We start from the raw sequence: 20,816 nt of genomic DNA on the forward strand, positions 1-20,816 counted from the left end.
GCACCCCTTTTCAGTGTCAACTGCCCCTGCTGCAGCCTAAAATGACGCTGCATCATGTCGAGACGCGGCACATCGGACGGGTACGGGGGCGGGCCCATGACCACAGTCGTCTTCATCCACGGTACGGGGGTCAGAGAACCCCGCTTCACCGAGCTGTACACCCGCGTGGCCGAGGGTCTCGGCGCCACGGCGCCGCGGGCCCGGCTGGTCCCGTACTACTGGGGCGAGGAGTACGGGGCCGCGCTCGCCGCGGACGGCGCGAGCATCCCGGGCGCGCCGGGCGGCACCAGCCGCGCTCCCGGCGACGCGGACGAGACGGGCGACGCGGACGGGGCGGACCGGTGGGCGCTGCTCTACGCGAACCCGACGGCCGAGCTCGCGCTCGCCGCGGCCGGTGCGGGACGTGCCGTGACCGCTCCCGGCGCGGAGTTTGCGGACGAGCGCCCACGGCGTCTGCTGGCTCAGCTCGACGACATCGCGCCAGAGTTGGGTCCGGATCTCGCGACACATGCCGCCGCGCTCGCCCGCTCCCCGCTGCTGCCGCCCGCGGCCGCGGCCCTCGACGCGGACGAACTGGCGAGGCTGCTCGCCCGCAGCCTCGCCGCCGCGGTGATCGGCGCCGCCCTCGAAGCGGACGCGCCGGTCCTGTGCACCGGCGCCGTCCGGGACACAGCCGTGGAACGGATCGCCGAGGCACTGGGTGCCACACCTGCCGGAACGGGCCGCGGCCCCCTGCTGCGGGCACTGAAGGGGCCCGCCCTGAAGGTCGGTTCCCGCATCGCGGTGCGCCGCAGGCGCGCCCTCACCGCCGCCGTCCACCCCGCCGCGGGTGACATCCTGCGCTACCTGGCCCGTGGCGCGGACGCCCGCCGCGGGCTGCGCGAGCTGATCGCCCGACAGCCGTCGCCGGTGGTCCTGCTCGGCCACAGCCTCGGCGGCATCATGGCTCTCGACACCCTGGTCCTCGACCCGCAGCCGGGCGTCGACCTCCTCGTCACCGTCGGCTCGCAGGCGCCCTTCCTCTACGAGACCGGGGCCCTGCCCTCCCTCACCCACCCGGATCCGCTGCCCGGCCACGTGCCCGACTGGCTGAACCTGTACGACGCCCGGGACCTGCTGGGTTACGTAGGCGCACCGCTCTTCTCCGGCCGGGTCACCGACGTCGCCACCGACAACGGCCAGCCCTTCCCCGTCGCGCACAGCGCCTACTGGGACGACCCCGCCGTCTACCGGACCATCGCGGCCCGGCTCCCATGACGCACCCGGACATCGACCCGCGCCGGGTCACCGCGCTCGTCGTCGGCATCGAGGAGTACGCGGCGGGCGACGACTGGCGGCTGCCCGGTCCCGCCCACGACGCCGTACGGTTCCGCGACTGGCTGCGCGGGCGCGGCGTACCCGAGGACAACATCCTCTTGCACCTCGCCCCCGCCCCGGGGCAGGTGCCCGACGTACCGCACCGGCCCGCCGACCAGGCCGCGCTCCATCACACCTTCGTGGAAGAACTCCCGCTGCTGAAGGGAGAGTTCCTGTGGGTGTGGTGGGGCGGACACGGGGTCCTCGACCAGGAGGAGCGGATCCGCCTGTACTGCGCCGACGCCACCGCGCAGGGGCGGCGCAACCTCGACCTCGAATCCGCCTGCCGGCTCCTGGCCAGCGACGCCGTCTCCGGATTCGGGCGCCAGATGTGGGTCGTCGACGCCTGCCAGACCTTCGATGAACGGCACCGCTTCCCCCTCTCGCCGTCCACCGAACGGCTCGGCGCGGGCGGGCGCACCACCGTCCACGAACAGGCGCTGCTGCTGGCCGCGTCCCGGGGCCAGCGTGCCGCCAACGACCCGGTCCTGCGCAGCGGCCTCTTCTCCGGACTCGTCCTGGACGAACTCGGCCGGCCGGGCGTCGGTGTCGCCCCCGGCCCGGAGCGGCTCTTCGCCGCCGTCCAGGCCCGGGTGGAGAAGGAGGTCTGGGCCGCGGGCCGCTCGGACCAGCTGCCCACCCTGATCCTGCGACGGCCCGGCCACGAACGCACCCTGGGCCCACCGGCCGGGCCCCGGGCAGGCGCCACCGGCTCCCTGACCGCGCTCAACCGCGTCGTAGAGGCCCTGCTCGCCTACCCCTCCACCCACGGCCCCGACGAGCGCCAGACCCTGGTCCTCATGCTCGATCCGCGACTGACCGCCCGCATGCGGCGCAACCCGGCACCCCGCCCCGACCTGGTCGCCGTCGTGACCGCCCTCCGCGGCCGGGCCGACGCGCTGTGGACCCTGTACACCGCGGTGACCTCGTTCGACGACGACCCCGAGCGGGCCGACGAACTCCGTGCGGCCATCGAGGAGTTCCTCGCCGGAGGCTGATCCGGGCGGGACCCGTCGGGAATCGGCCAACAGCCGCGTCCCGATCATCCGCAGGGTCTACGGGTTACGCGACCGGGCAGGCTTCGTCATGATGGGTAGCAGGACGGACGCGGCATCGCGTGCCGTCGTGGTGAAGGGGGAGCACACCTTGAAAGAGCCGGTACGCGCCGACCGTCCGGCGGATCGGGTGGAGTCGGACCTGGCGGACCTCGGAGAGGTCGGCCTGGCCGAGCTGCGCCGGTACCGCACCCCTGGCCCCAGCCGCAGGCTCCTCGAAGAGACTCGACGGCCCCGCCTGAGCGCCTTGTCGGGCAGCAATCCCGGCGCCCGGGCCGAGTAGGGCGTGGCTCCGTCGTCGGTACCAGGATCCGGAACATCCTCCGCCCCGGCCCCCCGCGCGCTGCGCATGCCGGGGCGCCTCTTCGACGAGCTGGCCGCGGGCGGCGGCTCACAGGAGGCCGTCGCGTTCCTGCTGAAGGGGGAGCGGGCCCGGCGGCTGCTGCTGTTGCGTGACCTGCTCGACCGCCTCGACGAAATCCCGGACGTATTGGGCCCGTTGGGCGAGGTGACGCGAGTGTGGGAGGTTCTTGAGGCGGCGGCCCTGCGCGCGCCCGACGCGGTGGACGGCCTGCTCATGAGCCCGCAGTGCGGTGCCTGGATCGCGCATGCGCTGCGCCGTCTGCACGGCGCCGCGTCCGGCCCGCCGCTGTGGGCCGACGTGGGGCACCTCGCCTGCCTCGCCGCCTCCGCGAGCGTGCTGGCCGGCACGGACGCCGACCTGGCGCTGCCCGCCCGCGCCGGAGCACTGTCCTTGCCTATGTTGGGTCTGATCCAACTCCCGGACTGCGCGTTAGAGTTCAGTGCCGTACCCGTCGTAATCCGGTCGGGCCGGGTGACCGCGGGACCGGTCGCGGTCCGTCCCCTGGGAACCGCCGGCGACGTCCCCGGCTGGCAGCCGCTGCGCACCCTGCGCCCCGGCGGCATCCGCCTCGACGACCTCGACCCGTACCGGGATCTGGACGGCCCGATAGCCCCCGACCGGCTGTCCGCCGACGAAGTCGCCCACTGGGAGAAGGCGGTGGAGGAGGCGCACGGCATCCTCGCCCGCGGCCCGGGCCCCGGCACCGCCGGTGCGATCCGGCCCGGCGACATCACCCGCATCGTCCCCTGGCCCTCCGCGCAGCGGCCCGGCATCCGGCTCAGCGCCTCCACCGGTGATGCCTTCGGCTCGATGGTGGCCTCCCGCCCGGACAGCGGCCTCGACCTCGCCGAGACCCTCGTCCACGAGTTCCAGCACAGCAAACTGGGCGCCCTCCTCCACCTCTTCCCGCTCCTCGCCGACGACCGCACCGAACGCTTCTACGCGCCGTGGCGGGCCGACCCCCGTCATCTGCCCGGACTGCTGCACGGCGCCTACGCGTTCACCGGCGTCGCCGGTTTCTGGCGGGCCCGCATGGGGGACCGGGCGGCCGACCCGGAGAACGTGGCCCCCTTCCACTTCGCGCTGCGCCGCCTGCAGTCCCGCCTGGTGGTGCGCACCCTCGCCACGCACGCCGAGCTCGCCCCGGCAGGCCGCCGTCTCCTCGCCGGACTCGCGGCGACGCTCGACCGCTGGCTGCGCGAACCGGTCGACCCCGCGGTGGCCGCCCGCGCCCGCGCCTCGGCGGTCAGCCACCGCACCGAGTGGCGGCTGCGGAACCTGCGCTGCGGCCCGGCCGAACGCGCGGCGCTCGCCCGGGCTCACCGGGAGGGCGGCCCGCCACCGCGCGGATTCGAGCCCGAGCCGGCACCGGGCGGCCCCGCCGTCCACTGGGAGGACACCCGGGCCGCCCGCTACCTGTCACCCCGCCCGGGCCCCGACGCCGACGCCTTCCTGACCACGGGCGACCCGGCCCGCGCCCGCGAGCTGTACGAGGCGCGGCTGCGGGAGGCCCCCGACGACGCGCACGCCCTGTCCGGGCTGCTGCTGGCGCGGGCCCGGCTCGACCCCCGGGCCCGGCGGCTGCTCGCACGCCCGGAGCGGGTCACCGCCGCGCTGGACGTGGTGGGCGGCGACACGGACGAGGCCGTGCGCTGGCTCGCCGGGCTCAGCCGGTGACCGTCGGCAGGGCGGTGGGCGTACCGGTCGTGGCCGTCGACGCGCCCGAGGCGATGCCGTGCGCCGGCTCGGGCAGCGTCTCGGGGGACAGGAGCGTGGAGGTCCGCCCGTCGACGCCGACCGGGACATCGCCGTCGATCGTCACGCGGGCCAGCTCGCGCTCGTGGTCGTCGGAGTCGTCGACGCCGTAGTGCTGCGTGGCGCGGTTGTCCCAGATGGCCACGTCGCCGACCCGCCACTGCCAGCGGACGGTGTTCTCGGGGCGCTCGATGTGCCGCTGGAACAGGTCGACGAGGGCGCGCGAGTCCTGGCCGGTGAGCCCCGCGATCTTCTGCACGAAGTTGCCGAGCAGCAGCGTGCGCTCACCGGTCTCCGGGTGGACGCGGACCACCGGGTGCTCGGTGCGGAACGTGATCTTCGCGAACACGTCGCGGAAGCGCCGCAGCTGCTCCGGGACCGCGTCGGGGCGCAGGGCCGCGTAGTCGTAGTCGTTGGTGTGCACGGCCCGCAGCTCCTCCGCCAGCCGCTTCAGCGGGTCGGGCAGATTCTCGTACGCCGTCGCCGTGTTCGCCCACAGCGTGTTGCCGCCGTACGGCGGGAGGGTGATCGCGCGGAGGATGGAGAACGCCGGGTAGGCGGGCACGAACGTGACGTCGCTGTGCCACTGGTTGGCGCGGCCGCCGTGGTCGGAGTTGATCGGGAACGAGTAGCGGCCGTCGGCCGACGGCACGGTGGGGTGGGCGACCGGGGTGCCGAGCAGCCGTCCGAACGCCTCGTGCGCCGCGGCGTCGAGCCGGTCCTGGCCGCGGAAGAAGACGACCTTGTGGGCGAGCAGGGTCTCGCGGATCGCGGCGACGGTCTCGGGGGCCAGGTCGCCGGAGAGGCGGACGCCCTCGACGACGGCGCCGATACGGCCGTTCAGCCTGGTGACGGTGAGGCCGGAAGCGGGGGTGGGTTCCAGGGCGGTCGTGGTCATGAGCGCGAGCGTCGCAACCGGTTCCGAACGCCGTCAACAGCCCGACGCCCGCCGCCGACGCCTCCCGCCACGGCGCCGAACACCTCTCTGAGCAGGCACGTCGGGCCGGGGCCCGTCCGCTCGCGGGGCTCCTCGATTTCACGGACCCGCAATGTTCCCGCCACCCCCGACGAGCGCCGCGCATCCAATCTTCCCGGCCCCGCCCCTCGCACGGCACCCTGTCATTAACCTGTGCGAGGGGGGAACATCCGTCGCCCATGGGGTGGAAGCGCTCTGTCGAAGCGCTTCGACAGTCTTATGGACAGGCAGTTACTGCTCCCCATAGGGTCGGAAGGTCGCACCGACACGGGCAATCCGTCCCCGTCGAAGCGCTTCGCACCGAGAGCGCTTCGTCCCTTTCGCATCGGCTCAGGAGAACGACATGGTCACGCTCGCAGAGGTCGCCCGGCACGCCGGAGTCTCCGCCAGCACCGTGAGCTACGTCCTCAGCGGCAAGCGGTCCATCTCCGCCGCCACCCGGGAGCGCGTCGAGAGCAGCGTGCGCACGCTGGGCTACCACCCGAACGCGGGGGCCAGGGCCCTGGCCAGCAGCAAGTCCAACATCATCGCCCTGATGGTGCCGCTGCGCACCGACATGTACGTACCGGTGATGATGGAGATAGCGATGGCCGTCGCCACCGCCGCCCGCACCCATGGCTACGACATCCTCCTGCTCACCGGCGAGGAGGGCGCGGAGGCGGTGCGCCGCATCGAGGGCAGCGCGCTCGCCGACGCGATGATCCTGATGGACGTGGAGCTGGACGACGAGCGGCTGCCGCTGCTGCGCACCGCCTCCCGGCCCGCCGTACTGATCGGGCTGCCGGCCGACACCGCCGGACTCAACTGCGTGGACCTCGACTTCGCCGCCGCGGGCGCCGCCTGCGCCCAGCACCTCGCCGACCTCGGCCACCGCGAGATCGCCGTCATCGGCGAGGCCGCCGCCGTCTACGAGCGGCGCACCGGATTCGCCGAGCGGACCCTGTCCGGGCTGCGCGAACGCAGCGGCGAGCTGGGCCTGCGCCTGCTGCACCGCCCCTGCGAAGGCTCGTACGCCTCGGTGTCGGCAACGTTGTCGCGGGTCTTCGACGAGCGCCCCGGCACCACCGCCTTCGTCGTGCAGAACGAGGCGGCGACCGACCCGCTGCTCGCCCTGCTGCGCCAGTCCGGCCGCGCCGTCCCCGAGGACGTCTCCGTCGTCGCCGTCTGCCCCGAGCAGGTGGCCGCGCACGCCTCGGTGCCGCTCACCTCGGTCGCGGTGCCCGCGCAGGAGATGGGGCGGCGCGCCGTCGAGCAGGTCATCGCGAAGATCGAGGGGCGCGGCTGCGACGAGGAGGTCGTGCTGCTCGCACCGGAGCTGACGGTGCGGGAGAGCGCGGCCCAGGCGCCCGCCGACGCCTGAGCCGCGCCCGGCCGGTCAGCTGCTGGAGACGCTGAAGCCGTTGGTGGTGAAGTTCAGGCCACCGGCGGATGAGGTGATCTCGTAGCCGAACTGGACGTCACCGACGGTCACGTTGCCGATGTACCCCTTGGTGTCCTTCAGCCACTTCAGGATCGCCAGGATGTTGACGGTGCCCGACGTGGAGTCGGAGGTGCGCAGGAACGAATACACGTTGTTGGCACCGTTGCTGCCGACGTAGACCGTCCACGTGTGACCGCCCAGCGTGACGTTGCCGATCGGGCTGCCCAGCGCGCCCACGGCCCCGTTGTAGTTGACCCACAGCATGATCTCGTTGGCGTAGCCGCTGTCCCAGATGTCGTACGACGTGTTGTAGGCGCCCGACGATGGCACGGTCACGTTGTAGCTGCTGGTCAGGGAGGAGATCGAGCTGATCGGCTTCCCGATGACCTTCTTGGCGTTCGGGTAGGACTTGATGCCGCCCGTGTTGGGGTGGTCGGCCCAGACACCCCAGTTGGACGACGAGTTGGCCCAGATCGTCTGGGAGCCCGCGCCGGAGCCCCAGATGTTGTTGTACAGGGTGTAGCCGTCCGGGGTGGAGTACGTGCCCCACTGGTCGGACGAGGACCACACCGCCGCGTGGGCGGGGGAGGACGCGAGGACCAGTGCGGCCGTGGCGGCGACTGCGGAGCCGAGGATTCTGCGGCGGCTCGGTGACGTTTCCGATCGTGCCATGGTGTCCCTTCCATGGTCGGTGGGGGGAGAACTACCGCGCGCTCACGATGAGTTCGCGGTCCTCACCGGCGGTCAGACGGACGAGTCCGTCGTCGCCGTCGGGGGTTCTGAGTTCGATGTGCGCGTCACGGTCCGGGCGCACGAGCGCCGTGCAGCGGCCACCGCCCCAGGCCAGGTCGACGCGGGCACCGAACCGGGTGCGCAGGCCGCGTACCGTGCCCCGCGCCCAGGACGCGGGCAGCGCGGGCAGCAGCACGAGCCGGCCGGGTGTCGACTGGAGCAGCGACTCGGTCAGCACCGCGGGCAGGGTGTGCGCGGCGTCCGCGTTGTAGACGTCGCGGCGCGGATAGTGCGCGCTCATCAGCGAGGGATGGAAGTAGTCGCCGGTCAGGACCTGGCGCAGCGCGTCGGCGACACGGGGCGCGTCACGCAGCCGGGCCGCGATCAGGGCGTGGTGGAGATGGCCGTGCGCGGAGTCGTTCTCGGCGCCGCGCAGCGCGAGCGCCCGGCGCGCCGCCTTCGCCAGGTCCGGTGTGTCGTACGGGGTGATCTCGTGGTGCGGCCACACCGGGTAGAGGTGGCTGAGGTGCCGGTGGTCGTAGGTCTCCTCCAGGCCCGGCCAGGCCCACTCGGCCAGGGCGCCGTCGTCGTTCACCCGGTAGTCGGGCAGCCGGTCGGCGAGCGCGGTCCAGCGGTCGGCGTCCGCCCCCGGGGACCAGGCGGCGGCGGTGCGCAGGGCGTGCCGGGCCGCGGCGATGTCCATCGTCGCGTTGAGGGTGCCCCAGCTCGCGTTCGCCGGACGGTTCTCCGGCGAGTACGACGGCACGACGACCACCCGCCCGTCGGGACCGGTGCGGCCGAGGAAGTCCTCGTAGAACAGGGCGAGGTCGCAGAGTACGGCGGTCAGCCAGGGCGGGCGCTCGCCGGTCGTCTCGGCCTGTTCGACCAGCGGGGCGAGCAGCCAGTCGGCGCCTGCCGTCCACAGATGCATCGGCCACTGGCGCTGAAAGTGGTACGTGTGCCCGGACTCGCCGTCGGTGTGGGCGGGTGCCACGATGCCGCGCGCCCCGAAGATGCTCCGGGCGTTGTCGCGCCAGTCCGCCAACTGACCCCGGATCAGCGCCCCCTGCGCCTCGACCACCTCGGGGAGCGCACAGGCGGGCGCCGACGCCGTCTGGAGATTGAGGTTGGCGTCCGTGGTGAACGCGCCCGCCCACGCGGTGTCCCACTCGCCGGTCCACAGCCCCGTCAGGCGCGGCGGCAGGGCCCCCGAGGAGCTGAGCAGGTGATAGCGGCCCGCGGCGAACAGTCGCTCCAGCAGGGCGTGGCTGTCGGGACGCTTCAGCAACTCGGAGCCGGGGAGCTTCCGTTCGGCCGGCAGTCCGCCGAGCGAGAAGGTGACGCGCTCGTACGCGGCCCGGTGCGGGGCCGTGTGCCGTGCGAGCAGATGGCCGTAACTCCGTGTCGTGCAGCCGTTGTCGAGCAGGCCGGTCAGCTCGGCGGCGGCCGCGCTCGCGTCCAGTTCCCCGAGGTGCCGGTGCACGCGGGTGAGCAGCAGGATCTCCTCCGCCGCGTCGACCCGGAGCCCGGTGGTGCCGATCGAGGTGCGTCCGCCCTTGACCACGGCCACCGTCACGCCCGTGTAGGCGAGGTCCCCGTCCGGGTAGCGGCAGCGCAGGGTCAGCTGGGCGCCGTACGGGGTGAGGACGACGCTGCGGCCGACGCCGAGCCCGCACGGCACCCCTGTGAGACGGTGATCGAGCAAAACCTCCCCGTCCAGGCCGGGCCCCGTGGCGTACTGCACCACGACGTCGTCGGCGCGGGAGACGAACACCTCTCCCTGCCAGCCGCCGCAGCGTGCCGCGCACACGCCCGTCGCGAAGTCGACGGAGCGGCGGTAGTGGCGCCACGCGATGCTGTCGCGGACGAACCGCACCTGGAACGCCGGATGGAACGCCCGCACCCATTGCAGGGCGCGCCCGTCCGTGAACTCCTCCGCGGCCGTCACCTCACCGGCCAGCAACCGGTCCTGAAGGCCGGAGAGTTGACCGGCGAGGCGGGGCGGTTTCGGCTGGGGGCCGCCGTCCGGGCGCACCAGCGCGTGATGGGTGACGACGACCCGGTCGTCGTGCGGATCACCGAACACGAGGGCGCCGTGCCGGCCGTTCCCGCTCAGGAAGGCGTCCTCCCAGCGGGCGGCCGGCGACGGCTCCCAGGTGCCGTGCGGATGCTCAGGCAGCACCGTGACCGCCCCGCCCGGCGCGCAGCGCCACGACACCGAACCGCCCGAGCGGCACGGAGCCGGTGTACTCGGCCCCCGTGAGCAGATCGTGGAACGGGCCCTCGTCCGCGGGGAGTTCGACGACCGTCTCGTTCCGCCCGTGGTGCAGCAGGAACAGCACTTCGCCGCGGCGTACGGCCTCCACTCCTGCGGGGAGGCCGGGCAGTGGAGGCCGTACGCCCGCCTCGGCGGCCACGCCCGCGAGCAGCGCGCGCAGGGCCGAAGGCTCGGGAAGGGTCGAGAGGTACCAGGCGTGCCCGCGTCGCAACACGGCCGGAAGACCGTCGAGTTCACCACCGCGATAGGCCGAGACGATCTCCGCGTCCCGCGCCGCGGTCAGCTCCTCCGACCACAGCGTGCCCGCGAACTCGCCGCAGTCCACGCTCTCCCCGGGCTCCAGCGGCCACCACTCGTGCAGGGTGCGGATGCCGAACAGCTCGCGCAGCCGCGCGTCCATCCCGCCGGGCCGCACCCGGTCGTCGGCGTCGGCCACACCGGAGAAGAACCCGCACACGATCCGCCCGCCGCCGCGCACATAGGCGAGCAGGTTCTCGACGGCCGCGTCGGTGAGCAGGTACAGCTGCGGCACGACCACCATCCTGTAGGCGGACAGGTCGTGCTCGGGGTGCGCGAAGTCCGTGGTCGTGCCCGCCTCCCACAGAGCCCGGTGCCAGGCCCGCACCACGTCCTGGTAGTCGACCCGTGCGGAGGGCCGGGCCTCCTGGCTCCCCGCCCACCAGGAGTGCCAGTCGTGCAGCACGGCGACCTCGGCGCTCACCCCGGTACCGGCCACCTCGCCCTCCAGCAGGGCGAGTTCGGCGCCGATCCGCTTCACCTCGGCGAAGGCCCGGCCCTCCTCGCCCGCGTGGCCGACCATCCCCGAGTGGAACTTCTCCGCGCCCTGCCGGGACTGCCGCCACTGGAAGTGGAAGATCGCGTCCGCGCCCCGGGCCACCGACTGGAGCGACCACAGCCGGTTGAGGCCGCGCGGCTTCGGCCGGTTCACCTCCCGCCAGTTCACCGCCCCGGCCGCCTGCTCCATGAGCGTCCAGGGCCGGCCGCCGGACTGACCGCGCGTCATGTCCCCGATCAGCGCGTTGTACTGGCCGCCCAGCGGGTCGCTCGGGTCCGGATACACGTCGACGGAGACGACGTCCTCCTGTTCGGCCCACGTCCACCCGTCCTGGCCGATCCAGAACGGCATGAAGTTCGTCGTCACCGGGATGTGGTCCGGGGAGTGCCGGCGCACGATGTCGCGCTCGGCGACGAAGCACTCCATGAGCGCGTCGGAGGTGAACCTGCGGAAGTCCAGGTCCTGCGCGGGGTTGCGCAGATACTGGGCGCGGCGCGGCGGGATCACGTCCTCCCACGTGTCGACGCGCTGGCTCCAGAAGGCCGTGCCCCAGGCCTCGTTGAGCGCGTCCAGGGTCGTGTACCTGGCCCGCAGCCAGTCCCGGAAGGTGCGGGCCGCCTCGTCGCCGTAGTCGACCGTGCAGTACTCGTTGTTGATGTGCCACATGCGCAGCGCCGGATGGTGCCCGTACCGCTGGGCGAGGTCCTCGGTGATCGCGGCTGCGCGGCGGCGGTACTCGCGGGAGGAGTGCGCGAACTGCTGGCGGGAGCCCCACCACACGGTCTGCCCGTTCTCGTCGCGGGGCAGCGTCTCCGGGTGCAGCCGCCCCAGCCACGGCGGCGGCGACGCGGTCGGCGTCGCCAGGACGACGCCGATCCCGTGCTGATGCATCAGGTCCATCAGCCGGTCGAGCCACCCGAACTCCCGTGCGTCCGGTTGTGGTTCGAGCTTCGCCCAGGAGAACACGCCCAGCGTGACGTAGGAGACCCCGGCCGCCTTCATCAGCCGCACGTCCTCGGCCCAGACCTCCTCGGGCCACTGCTCGGGGTTGTAGTCGCCGCCGTAGAGGAGGCGGGCTGGGGCGGTCATAGTGCGGCTCCGATGGGGGTCACAGGTGGGACGGGCGGTGCGCGGTGCGTGCCGGGGGTCAGCCCTTGACGGCGCCGGTGAGCATGCCCTTCTTGAAGTGGCGCTGGACGAAGGGCGAGGCGACGGCCACCGGGACCAGGGCGAGGACCATGACGGCCATCTGCAGACCGAGCGTGGACAACTGCCCGGTGTGCACCGCCTGCTGGAGTCCCGTCGGAGCCGCCCGGCTCTTCTGCACCAGCTGGATCAGCACGTTCTGCAACGGCATCATCTGCTGGTCGGTGAGGTAGATGGAGGCGTTGAACCAGGCGCTCCAGTACCCCACCGCGTAGAAGAGCGAGATCACCGCGAGCACCGCCCGCGACAGCGGCAGGATGATGGTGAGCAGGATGCGCAGATCGCTCGCCCCGTCGATGCGCGCCGACTCGGTCAGCTCCGGCGAGATGCTCATGAAGAAGGAGCGCAGCACCAGGATGTTGAAGACGCTGACCGCGCTCGGCAGGATCAGCGACAGATAGGTGTCGGTGAGGCCCAGCGACTGCACGAGCAGATACGTGGGGATCAGCCCGGCTCCGAAGAACATCGTGGCCATCAGCGACATCAGCAGGAACCGGTGGCCGAGGCTGCCGCTGCGGGACAGACCGTAGGCCGCGAGCACCGACACCGTCATCGAGAACACCGTGCCGACCACGGTGACCCCGATCGACACGAGCATCGCCCGGCTGACCTGGCCGCCGCCCAGCAGCTCCGTGTAGTTGACGAACGTGATGCCGTCGGGGACCAGGACGAGACCGCCGGCCCGGTCGATCACCGGCTTGGGGGACAGGCTCGTGACGATCACGATCCACAGCGGGCCGAGGATCGCCAGACAGCACAGGACGAGGAAGCCGCCCTTGAGCGTGAGCCCCGCCTTGCGCGGCGGTTCCTCCCACACCGGGCGCGGCGGCGCCTGGAGGCTGCGGATCAACTGCGTGTTCAGGCTCACTTCTTGTACACCCCCTGCTCGCCCAGCAGGTGCGCGAAGCGGTTCGCGCCCAGGACGAGACAGATGCCGATGGCCCCCTTCACGAGGCCGACCGCGGCCGCGTAACTGAAGTCGCCGTTCTGGATTCCCATGTTCCACACGTAGGTGTCGAGGACCTCGCTGGCTCCGGCGCCGACCGCGTCGCGTTGCAGCAGGAACTGCTCGAAGCCGACGGACAGCGCGTCGCCCACCCGCAGCACGAGCAGCAGGGCGATCACCGGGCGCAGCGCGGGCAGGGTCACGTGCCACATGCGGCGCCAGCGTCCGGCGCCGTCCATGGCCGCCGCCTCGTAGAGGTCGGTGGAGACCGCGGCGAGCGCGGCGAGGAAGACGATGACCCCCCAGCCCGCGTCCTTCCACACGGACTGGGCCGTGACCAGGAACTTGAAGAAGCTCGCGTCGGTCATGAGGTCGAAGCCGCCCCAGCCGTGCCGCTCCATCGTCTGCGCGATGATGCCGGCGCCGCCGAAGATCTGCTGGAACACGGTGACGACCAGCACCCACGAGAAGAAGTGCGGCAGATACATGATCGCCTGCGCCACGGCCCGCACCCGGGGCCGCACCACGCTGTTGATGAGCAGCGCCAGCGCGATCGGCACCGGGAAGAACAGCACCAGCTGAAGGACGAACAGGACCAGCGTGTTCTTCGCCGCGTCCCAGAACAGCGGGTCGCCGAGCATCCGCGAGAACTGCTCCACGCCGACCCAGGGGCTGTGGAAGATCGCGGCGACGCCGTTGCTGGACACGTACGGGTCGTAGTCCTGGAAGGCGACGACATTGCCCAGCAGCGGCACGTAGTTGAAGAGCAGGAGCAGGGCGATGGCGGGCAGCGTCATGAGGATGAGGGCGCGGTCGCGGCGCAGCCGGGTCCTGAAGGGGACCTTGGCGCCGCCGGAGCGCTTCTCGGGGACTGCCTTCGGGGCGAGCGCGGCCACCGGCTCCTCGACGGCGGCCGGCTGACGCACCCCGTCGGGCCTGCTCCCGGCGGTGAGGGACATCAGTTGCCGCTGCCGTTCTTGTCGATGAGCTTCTTGTACCAGTCGCGCAGCTTGTCGCCGCCGGACGACTTCCAGGTGGAGATGGCCTGCTGCACGTCGGAGAGCTTCTTGTTGCCGCGCACGTAGTCGATCTCCAGCTGCTCGAACTGGCTGGAGAGGCTCGCGTACCGGGTCGGCTCGACGATGTTCATGCCGTACGTGCTGGTGTTCTTCATGAACGCGCCCTGGCGCTGCTCCCACTCGACCTGCTTGCGGGCGATGTCGGGGTAGTCGGGGTGCGCGAAGTAGGGGGCCGGCGCGGAGAGCATCACCCAGGCGTTGATGACCTCCTGGTTGCCCTGGTCGTTCTTGACCGGGGTGCCGTCCTTGACCGTGTAGTGGGTTCCCTCGGTGCCGTAGTTGACGAGCATGAACTCCTTGGTGCCGTACGGCGCGGCGGCGAAGTTCGCGGCGGCGAGCGCGTTCTCGACCGTCTCCTTGGAGGCGCCCTTGCGGATCAGCGACCAGATCGTGGCGGGCGAGCTGGCCCACAGGGTGGGGTCGCCGCCGTCGGGGGCGAACAGGTCCATCGCGTCCATCTCGAAGTCCGGGTTGGACTTCGCCTGCTCGGCGGTCTTCACGTACCACTGGGACATGTCCATGTTGAACATGAGGACCTGGCCCGCGGTGAACCGCTGTCCCGCGTCGCCCGAGCGGGCCTTGTCGTCCGGGTGCACGACGCCCGCGTCGAAGAGCTTGCGGGTCCACTCCAGCGCTTCGAGGTACTCGGGCTGCTCGACGCGGTAGGTCAGCTTGCCGTTGCTCTCGATGTGCCAGCCGAGGGTGCCCGAGGGGCGCACCCCGAAGATGTTGAAGCCTGTCCACGACATGTCCGCGCAGGCGTACACCTTCGCCTTCGCGCTGGTCGCCTCCTTGGCCCAGCTCAGGAACTCGTCCGCCGACTTGGGGACGTCGTACCCCTTCTTGTCGAAGATGTCCTTGCGGTAGTACGCCGGGTTGAACGTCGCAGCGGCGGACGGCATGGGGATGCCGCGCAGGGCGCCGCCGAAGATGCCCATCCGCCAGGAGTCCGAGGGGATCGCCGCGAGGTTCGGATACTTCTTCACCTTGTCGCCCGCGAGGTACGGGCCCAGGTCCATGAACTTCGCGGTGATCGCGTTGGAGATCTTGCCGACGAGTTCCCAGCTCGGCACGACCACCATGTCGGGTATCGAGCTGGACGCCAGCACGGCGCCGAGCTTCTCGCCGTAGGTGTTGCCGTCCTGGTTCTGCCAGGTGATCCTGGTGCCCGCCGCCTGGTCGAGCTGCGTGTAGTAGGCGCAGTTCGCCTTGGGCGCGGTGCCCCAGAGCGGGGACATGACCTTCAGGGGAGCGCCGGTGCCGAGCTTGCTCTTCACCGAGGCGGACAGGGCGGAGAGGTCGACCTTGGCGGTGTAGGCCGCCGCCGATCCGTTCTTCGACGAGATGTCCGGCCGGGCGAAGGTGCTCGCGATGTACGTCGGCAGCAGCTTCGCGGCGTTCTTCTCGGATGTGGTGCCCTCCCGGTCCTTGCTCTCCGACCCGCCGCAGGCGGAGAGCAGGGGCACTCCGCCTGCCACGGCGACGGCGGCGACAGCCGTCGAGCCGAGGAAGGTTCTCCGGCTCGGACCGGGATTCACGGAGTGTGCGGTGGAGGAGTTCGGCGTCATTGCTGCAACCCTTCGGGACAACGCATCGCGCATTTCGTCGAAGCGCTTCGATGTTGCAGCGACATTAAGGGAACCCCCTGGGGCCCACAAGGTGCGTGCATCAGATTCCTGAACGCAGGGTCACTGTCGGGCACTTGACACCTGACATCTTCTGTACGGAGCATCGAAGCGCTTCGAAGATTTCTTGCGCCGGTCGGTGAGACGACCGCCCCATCTCGACAAGGGACCCGCCCGTGACCGAAGAATTCCCGCTCGACCCCGGCGGCACCCCGCCTGCCGACAAGCGCGTCGACGACCTGCTTGCCGCGCTCTCGCTCGACGAACGCATCGCGCTGCTGCACCAGTTCACGCCCGGCGTGGAGCGGCTCGGCCTCGCCGCGTTCCGCACCGGTCAGGAGGCGCTGCACGGGGTCGCCTGGATGGGCCCGGCCACCGTCTTCCCACAGTCCGTCGGGCTCGGCGCCACCTGGAACGAGGACCTGGTGCGCCGGGTCGGCGACGCCGTCTCCGGTGAGGTCCGCGCGATGCGCGCCCGCGACGAGCGCGTCGGGCTCAACGTCTGGGCGCCCACCGTCAATCTGCTGCGCCACCCGCTGTGGGGCCGCAACGAGGAGGGGTACTCCGAGGACCCCTGCCTCACCGCCGCCATCGCCACCGCCTACACGCGCGGCCTGCGCGGCACCCACCCCACCTACTGGCGCACCGCCCCCGTCCTCAAGCACTGGCTCGCCCACAACAACGAGACCGCCCGCGACACGGCCAGCTCCTCCGTGCGCCCGCGCGTCCTGCACGAGTACGACCTCAAAGCGTTCCGGCGACCCGTCGAGGAAGGCGCCGTGGCCGGCGTCATGCCCGCCTACAACCTCGTCAACGGCCGCCCGAACCACGTGTCCCCGTACCTGCGCGAGCAGTTGAGGACCTGGACCGACCAGGAACTCCTCGTCTGCTCGGACGCGGGCGCGCCCAGCAACCTCGTCGACTCCGAGCACTACTACGCCACCCACGAGGAGGCCACCGCCGCCGCGCTCGTCGCGGGCGTGGACAGCTTCACCGACCACGGCACCGACTCGTCACAGATCACCGGCCGGATCCGCGGCGCCCTGGAGCGGGGGCTGATCACCGAGTCCGACATCGACACCGCCGTACGCCGCCAGCTCGACGTCCGCGCCCGCCTCGGCGAGTTCGAGGACACCGACCCGCTGCCGCCCGGCGACTTCGACACCGAGGCCCATCGCGCCCTCGCTCAGGAGGCCGCCGAACAGGCCGTCGTGCTGCTCAAGAACGACGGTGTGCTGCCGCTCCCCGACGACGCCCGGATCGCACTCGTCGGCCTGCTCGCCGACGAGTGCAAGACCGACTGGTACAGCGGCACCCTCCTCCACCGCTCCACCCCGCTCGACGGCCTCCACGAGCGTTTCGGCCCGGACCGGGTCACCTTCACGGAGGGCGTCGACCGGGTCCGCCTCCACTGCGACGAGGGATGGCTGTACGTCCCCGAAGGCTCCGCCGCCACCGGGACACGCGGCGCCGAGGGCGCCCTCGACCCGGCGCTGCTCGCCGGCCGCACCGACCTCCCGCCGCTCACCACCCGGACCGACGAGAGCACCGAACTCGCCCTGGTCGACTGGGGCGACGGCGTCCTCACCCTGCGCGCGCCCGACGGCCGCTATCTGTCGGTCGCCGACGACGGCCTCGTGCGGGCCGCCGCGGACCAGCCGGGCGGCTGGATCGTCCAGGAGACGTTCACCCTCGAAGCGGCCCACGACGGGCACCTCCTCAAGCACACGGGATCGGGTCGGTACGTCGAGGTCGCCGCCGACGGCGTGAAGGTTGCCGACCGGGGCACCGTTTTCCGGATGGAGTACGTGGAGCGCGGCGCCGACGCCGTGACCAGGGCCGCGGCCGACGCCGATGTCGTGATCGTCGTCGCGGGCAACGATCCGCACATCAACGGCCGCGAGACCGAGGACCGCACCACCCTCGCCCTGCCCGCGCAGCAGGACGCCCTGTGGCGGGCCGCCCGCGCCGCCAACCCGAACACCGTCCTCGCCCTGGTCTCCGCCTACCCGTACGCCGTCCCCGACGCCGACCGGGAACTGCCCGCCCTGCTGTGGACGGCGCACGGCGGGCAGGCGGCGGGCCGCGCCCTGGCCCGGGTCCTCGCGGGCGACGTGAGCCCGGCAGGCCGGCTCCCGCAGACCTGGTACGCGGCCGACACCGACCTGCCGGACCTCCTCGACTACGACATCATCGGCTCGCGCCAGACGTACCTGTACTACGAGGGCACCCCGCTCTACCCCTTCGGCCACGGACTGACGTACGGCTCCTTCGCGTACGAAGAGCTGAGCGTCGAAGTCGGCTCCGATGCGCTGGAGTTGACCTTCACCGTCACCAACACCGGGGCCCGCCGCGCGGACGAGGTCCCGCAGCTCTACGTCCGCCCGCTCGGGATGCCGGTGCCGCGCCCGCGCCGTCAGCTCCTCGCGCACCGGCGGCTCACCCTGGCGCCGGGCGCCCGCGAGCGGATCACCTGCACGGTGCCGGTCGCCGACCTCGGCCACTTCGACGTCGCGCACGACCGCTGGAGCGTGACCCCGGGAACGTACGAACTCCTCGTCGGCGCCTCCAGCGAGGACATCCGCCTCACCGCCGAGATCACCGTCGACGGCGACGCGCCCGCACCCCGGCCCGTCGTCACACGCGGTCTGGACGCGGCGGCCTACGACGAACAGCGCGGCACCGAGATCGTCGATCGCACGAAGACACACGGCGACGCGGTCACCCCGGTCGGCGCGTCGGGCGAACTCCTCTACCGCTCCTGCGACTTCGGGACCGGTGGTGTGACGGGCGTCCAGGTCGAGGCCGCGGGCGAGGGAACCGTGACCGTCGGCGACGGCCCCGCGCTCACGGTCCCCGCCACCGGCGGCCCGTACCGCTACGTCACGCTCGACGCCGACTTCACCGCCACCGGTGTGCGCGACCTGCGCGTGACGGTCGACGGCGCGGTCCGCCTGGCCCGGCTCACCTTCATCCCGCGGAGGCTCGACGCATGAAGTTCACCGACGGTTTCTGGCTGATGCGCGACGGAGTACGGGCCTCGTACGCCACCGAGGTCCGCGACCTCCGCGCCGCCGACGACCGGTTCACCGCGTACGCCGCCGTACGGCAGGTGCGCGACCGGGGCGACACCCTCAACCAGCCGCTGATCACCCTCGACTGCTTCTCGCCCGCCGAAGGGATCATCGGGGTCCGCGTCACCCACCACGCGGGCAGGCGCAGGCCGGGCCCCGACTTCGAGCTGTCGCCGACCGAGGGCGGCAGCGGGGCCCGCGTCACCCGCGACGGCACGGCCACCGAGCTGACGAGCGGGCCGATCGGCGTACGCCTCGACACGGCGGGGGAGTGGGGCCTGGAGTTCTTCGACACCTCAACAGGCGCGCGCCTCACGGGAGTCGACCGCAAGGGAACGGCGTTCGCCACCACCGGCGACGGCGCCCACCACATGATCACCCAGCTGGCGCTCGGCGTCGGTGAACACATCTACGGCCTCGGCGAACGCTTCACCCCGTTCGTGAAGAACGGCCAGACCGTCGACATCTGGCAGGCCGACGGGGGCACCAGCAGCGAACAGGCCTACAAGAACATCCCGTTCCACCTGTCCTCGCGCGGCTACGGCGTCCTCGTCAACCATCCGGGCAGGGTCAGCTACGAGATCGGCTCGGAGTCCGTCGGGCAACTGCAGTTCAGCGTCGAGGACCAGTCCGTCGAGTTCTACGTCGTCGCCGGGCCGACGCCGAAGGACGTACTGCGCCGCTACACCGCCCTCACCGGTCGCCCGGCCCTGCCGCCCGCTTGGTCCTTCGGCCTGTGGCTCACCACTTCGTTCTGCACGGAGTACGACGAGGCGACGGTGACCTCGTTCGTCGACGGCATGGCGGAGCGCCGGATCCCGCTCTCCGTCTTCCACTTCGACTGTTTCTGGATGCGCGAGTACCAGTGGTCGGACTTCACCTGGGACCCGGACGTGTTCCCCGACCCGGCCGGCATGCTGCGCCGCCTCAAGGCGCGGGGCCTGCGGATCAGCATGTGGATCAACCCCTACATCGCCCAGAAGTCCGCCCTCTTCGCGGAGGCCGCGGACCGGGGCTTCCTGGTGCGGCGCCCCAACGGCGACGTGTGGCAGTGGGACCTGTGGCAGCCGGGCATGGCGCTCGTGGACTTCACGGATCCGGCCGCCCGCGAGTGGTACACGGACAAGCTGCGCGGCCTGCTCGACCAGGGCGTGGACACCTTCAAGACGGACTTCGGGGAGCGGGTGCCGACGGACGTCGTCTGGCACGACGGCTCCGACCCCGAGCGCATGCACAACTACTACGCGCACCTCTACAACCGCACCGTCTTCGAACTCCTCGAAAAGGAACGCGGCAACGGAGACGCACTCGTCTTCGCCCGCTCCGCGACCGTCGGCGGCCAGCAGTACCCGGTGCACTGGGGCGGCGACTGCTTCGCCTCGTTCGGCGCCATGGCCGAGTCCCTGCGCGGCGGCCTGTCGCTGTCCCTGTCCGGGTTCGGGTTCTGGTCGCACGACATCGGCGGCTTCGAGGGCACCCCCGACCCTGCGGTCTTCAAGCGCTGGCTCGCCTTCGGGCTGCTCTCCTCGCACAGCCGGCTGCACGGCAACGTCTCGTACCGGGTGCCGTGGGAGTTCGGCGAGGAGGCGGTCGACGTGGCCCGGCGGTTCACGCTGCTCAAGCACCGCCTGATGCCGTACCTGTACGGTGTCGCGACCGAGGCCCACGCCACCGGGGTGCCCGCGATGCGCCCGATGGTCCTGGAGTTCCCCGACGACCCGACCTGCCGGACCCTCGACCGCCAGTACATGCTGGGCCCGGACCTCCTGGTCGCGCCGGTCTTCTCCGCCGACGGCGACGTCGAGTACTACCTCCCCGAGGGCACCTGGACGCACCTGCTCACCGGCGAGCACGTCCAGGGTCCCGGCTGGCGCCGCGAGACGCACGGCTTCGACAGTCTGCCGCTGTACGTCCGGCCCGGCGCGGTGCTGCCGATGGGCGCGGACGACCAGCGCCCGGATGGCGACTGGCCCGACGGACTCACGCTCCTCGTCACCCCGGACGCCGACGACGTGACGGTCCGCGTCCCGGGCCACGGCGGCCGGGAGGCGAGCCCCGCCGCCACGTACCGGGTACGCCGGGACGCGCCGGGCGGGGCAGTCGCCGTGGAGGCCGAGGGAACCCGACTCCCTTACCGGGTCCGGGAGATGTGAG

At 72.0% G+C, this 20,816-nt stretch carries 14 protein-coding genes; 7 read left to right on the plus strand and 7 right to left on the minus strand.

Annotated elements, in window-relative coordinates:
• Window positions 1-96 precede the first annotated feature (96 nt).
• From K377_RS00885 to K377_RS00900, 4 genes are all read left to right on the plus strand, one after another.
• Complete coding sequence (locus K377_RS00885) at window positions 97-1,257, plus strand: hypothetical protein (protein ID WP_111661107.1); 1,161 nt, start codon at window positions 97-99, stop codon at window positions 1,255-1,257.
• Entirely contained in the window at window positions 1,254-2,354 is a 1,101-nt protein-coding gene (locus K377_RS00890; protein WP_111661108.1) for a caspase family protein, read from the plus strand. Before K377_RS00885 ends, K377_RS00890 begins: the two co-directional genes overlap by 4 nt.
• A gap of 148 nt (window positions 2,355-2,502) precedes the next feature.
• Entirely contained in the window at window positions 2,503-2,694 is a 192-nt protein-coding gene (locus tag K377_RS00895) for an aldo/keto reductase (RefSeq protein ID WP_237551859.1), read from the plus strand.
• Window positions 2,695-2,760: 66 nt separating this feature from the next.
• Window positions 2,761-4,452 (plus strand): HEXXH motif domain-containing protein, encoded by a 1,692-nt coding sequence (locus K377_RS00900; protein ID WP_111661109.1) that lies wholly within the window; start codon window positions 2,761-2,763, stop codon window positions 4,450-4,452.
• On the opposite strand, the gene K377_RS00905 is transcribed toward K377_RS00900, so the two are convergent.
• The gene (locus K377_RS00905; protein ID WP_111661110.1) at window positions 4,442-5,428 is read right to left on the minus strand and encodes a TauD/TfdA family dioxygenase; all 987 of its coding nucleotides are present in this window, start codon (window positions 5,426-5,428) and stop codon (window positions 4,442-4,444) included. The genes K377_RS00900 and K377_RS00905 overlap by 11 nt on opposite strands.
• A gap of 421 nt (window positions 5,429-5,849) precedes the next feature.
• Here K377_RS00905 and K377_RS00910 point away from each other — a divergent pair, with 421 nt between their 5' ends.
• Window positions 5,850-6,866 (plus strand): LacI family DNA-binding transcriptional regulator, encoded by a 1,017-nt coding sequence (locus K377_RS00910; protein WP_111661111.1) that lies wholly within the window; start codon window positions 5,850-5,852, stop codon window positions 6,864-6,866.
• A 15-nt stretch (window positions 6,867-6,881) separates the two neighbouring features.
• Here the strand turns inward: K377_RS00910 and K377_RS00915 are convergent, their stop codons facing one another.
• From K377_RS00915 to K377_RS00940, 6 genes are read right to left on the minus strand one after another with little or no spacing between them, the layout of a single operon-like run.
• Complete coding sequence (locus tag K377_RS00915; RefSeq protein WP_111661112.1) at window positions 6,882-7,598, minus strand: hypothetical protein; 717 nt, start codon at window positions 7,596-7,598, stop codon at window positions 6,882-6,884.
• A 31-nt stretch (window positions 7,599-7,629) separates the two neighbouring features.
• A complete protein-coding gene (locus tag K377_RS00920; RefSeq protein ID WP_111661594.1) occupies window positions 7,630-9,837 on the minus strand; it encodes a glycoside hydrolase N-terminal domain-containing protein in 2,208 nt (735 codons plus the stop codon).
• Window positions 9,830-11,821 carry a beta-galactosidase gene (locus tag K377_RS00925; RefSeq protein WP_111661113.1) on the minus strand — a complete coding sequence of 664 codons (1,992 nt, stop codon included), beginning with the start codon at window positions 11,819-11,821 and terminating at the stop codon, window positions 9,830-9,832. The genes K377_RS00920 and K377_RS00925 overlap by 8 nt, the downstream gene beginning before the upstream one ends.
• Before the next feature lie 58 nt (window positions 11,822-11,879).
• Window positions 11,880-12,806 carry a carbohydrate ABC transporter permease gene (locus K377_RS00930; RefSeq protein ID WP_111661114.1) on the minus strand — a complete coding sequence of 309 codons (927 nt, stop codon included), beginning with the start codon at window positions 12,804-12,806 and terminating at the stop codon, window positions 11,880-11,882.
• The gene (locus K377_RS00935; RefSeq protein ID WP_111661115.1) at window positions 12,803-13,843 is read right to left on the minus strand and encodes a sugar ABC transporter permease; all 1,041 of its coding nucleotides are present in this window, start codon (window positions 13,841-13,843) and stop codon (window positions 12,803-12,805) included. The genes K377_RS00930 and K377_RS00935 overlap by 4 nt, the downstream gene beginning before the upstream one ends.
• Window positions 13,843-15,531 carry an extracellular solute-binding protein gene (locus K377_RS00940; RefSeq protein WP_111661116.1) on the minus strand — a complete coding sequence of 563 codons (1,689 nt, stop codon included), beginning with the start codon at window positions 15,529-15,531 and terminating at the stop codon, window positions 13,843-13,845. The genes K377_RS00935 and K377_RS00940 overlap by 1 nt, the downstream gene beginning before the upstream one ends.
• Window positions 15,532-15,764: 233 nt before the next feature.
• On the opposite strand from K377_RS00940, the gene K377_RS00945 reads away from it, so the two are divergent.
• Window positions 15,765-18,584 (plus strand): glycoside hydrolase family 3 C-terminal domain-containing protein, encoded by a 2,820-nt coding sequence (locus K377_RS00945; protein ID WP_111661117.1) that lies wholly within the window; start codon window positions 15,765-15,767, stop codon window positions 18,582-18,584.
• Window positions 18,581-20,815, plus strand: a complete 2,235-nt coding sequence (gene yicI / locus K377_RS00950; protein ID WP_111661118.1) for an alpha-xylosidase — start codon at window positions 18,581-18,583, stop codon at window positions 20,813-20,815. The genes K377_RS00945 and yicI overlap by 4 nt, the downstream gene beginning before the upstream one ends.
• Window position 20,816 lies beyond the last annotated feature (1 nt).

This window comes from Streptomyces sp. PsTaAH-137 (assembly GCF_003259365.1).
GTDB lineage: Bacteria > Actinomycetota > Actinomycetes > Streptomycetales > Streptomycetaceae > Streptomyces.

Coding starts and splice junctions, on each gene's coding strand:
- K377_RS00885 (WP_111661107.1), top strand. CDS start 97: ATGACCACAGTCGTCTTCATCCACGGTACGGGGGTCAGAGAACCCCGC.
- K377_RS00890 (WP_111661108.1), top strand. CDS start 1,254: ATGACGCACCCGGACATCGACCCGCGCCGGGTCACCGCGCTCGTCGTC.
- K377_RS00900 (WP_111661109.1), top strand. CDS start 2,761: ATGCCGGGGCGCCTCTTCGACGAGCTGGCCGCGGGCGGCGGCTCACAG.
- K377_RS00905 (WP_111661110.1), bottom strand. CDS start 5,428: ATGACCACGACCGCCCTGGAACCCACCCCCGCTTCCGGCCTCACCGTC.
- K377_RS00910 (WP_111661111.1), top strand. CDS start 5,850: ATGGTCACGCTCGCAGAGGTCGCCCGGCACGCCGGAGTCTCCGCCAGC.
- K377_RS00915 (WP_111661112.1), bottom strand. CDS start 7,598: ATGGCACGATCGGAAACGTCACCGAGCCGCCGCAGAATCCTCGGCTCC.
- K377_RS00925 (WP_111661113.1), bottom strand. CDS start 11,821: ATGACCGCCCCAGCCCGCCTCCTCTACGGCGGCGACTACAACCCCGAG.
- K377_RS00935 (WP_111661115.1), bottom strand. CDS start 13,843: ATGTCCCTCACCGCCGGGAGCAGGCCCGACGGGGTGCGTCAGCCGGCC.
- K377_RS00940 (WP_111661116.1), bottom strand. CDS start 15,531: ATGACGCCGAACTCCTCCACCGCACACTCCGTGAATCCCGGTCCGAGC.
- yicI (WP_111661118.1), top strand. CDS start 18,581: ATGAAGTTCACCGACGGTTTCTGGCTGATGCGCGACGGAGTACGGGCC.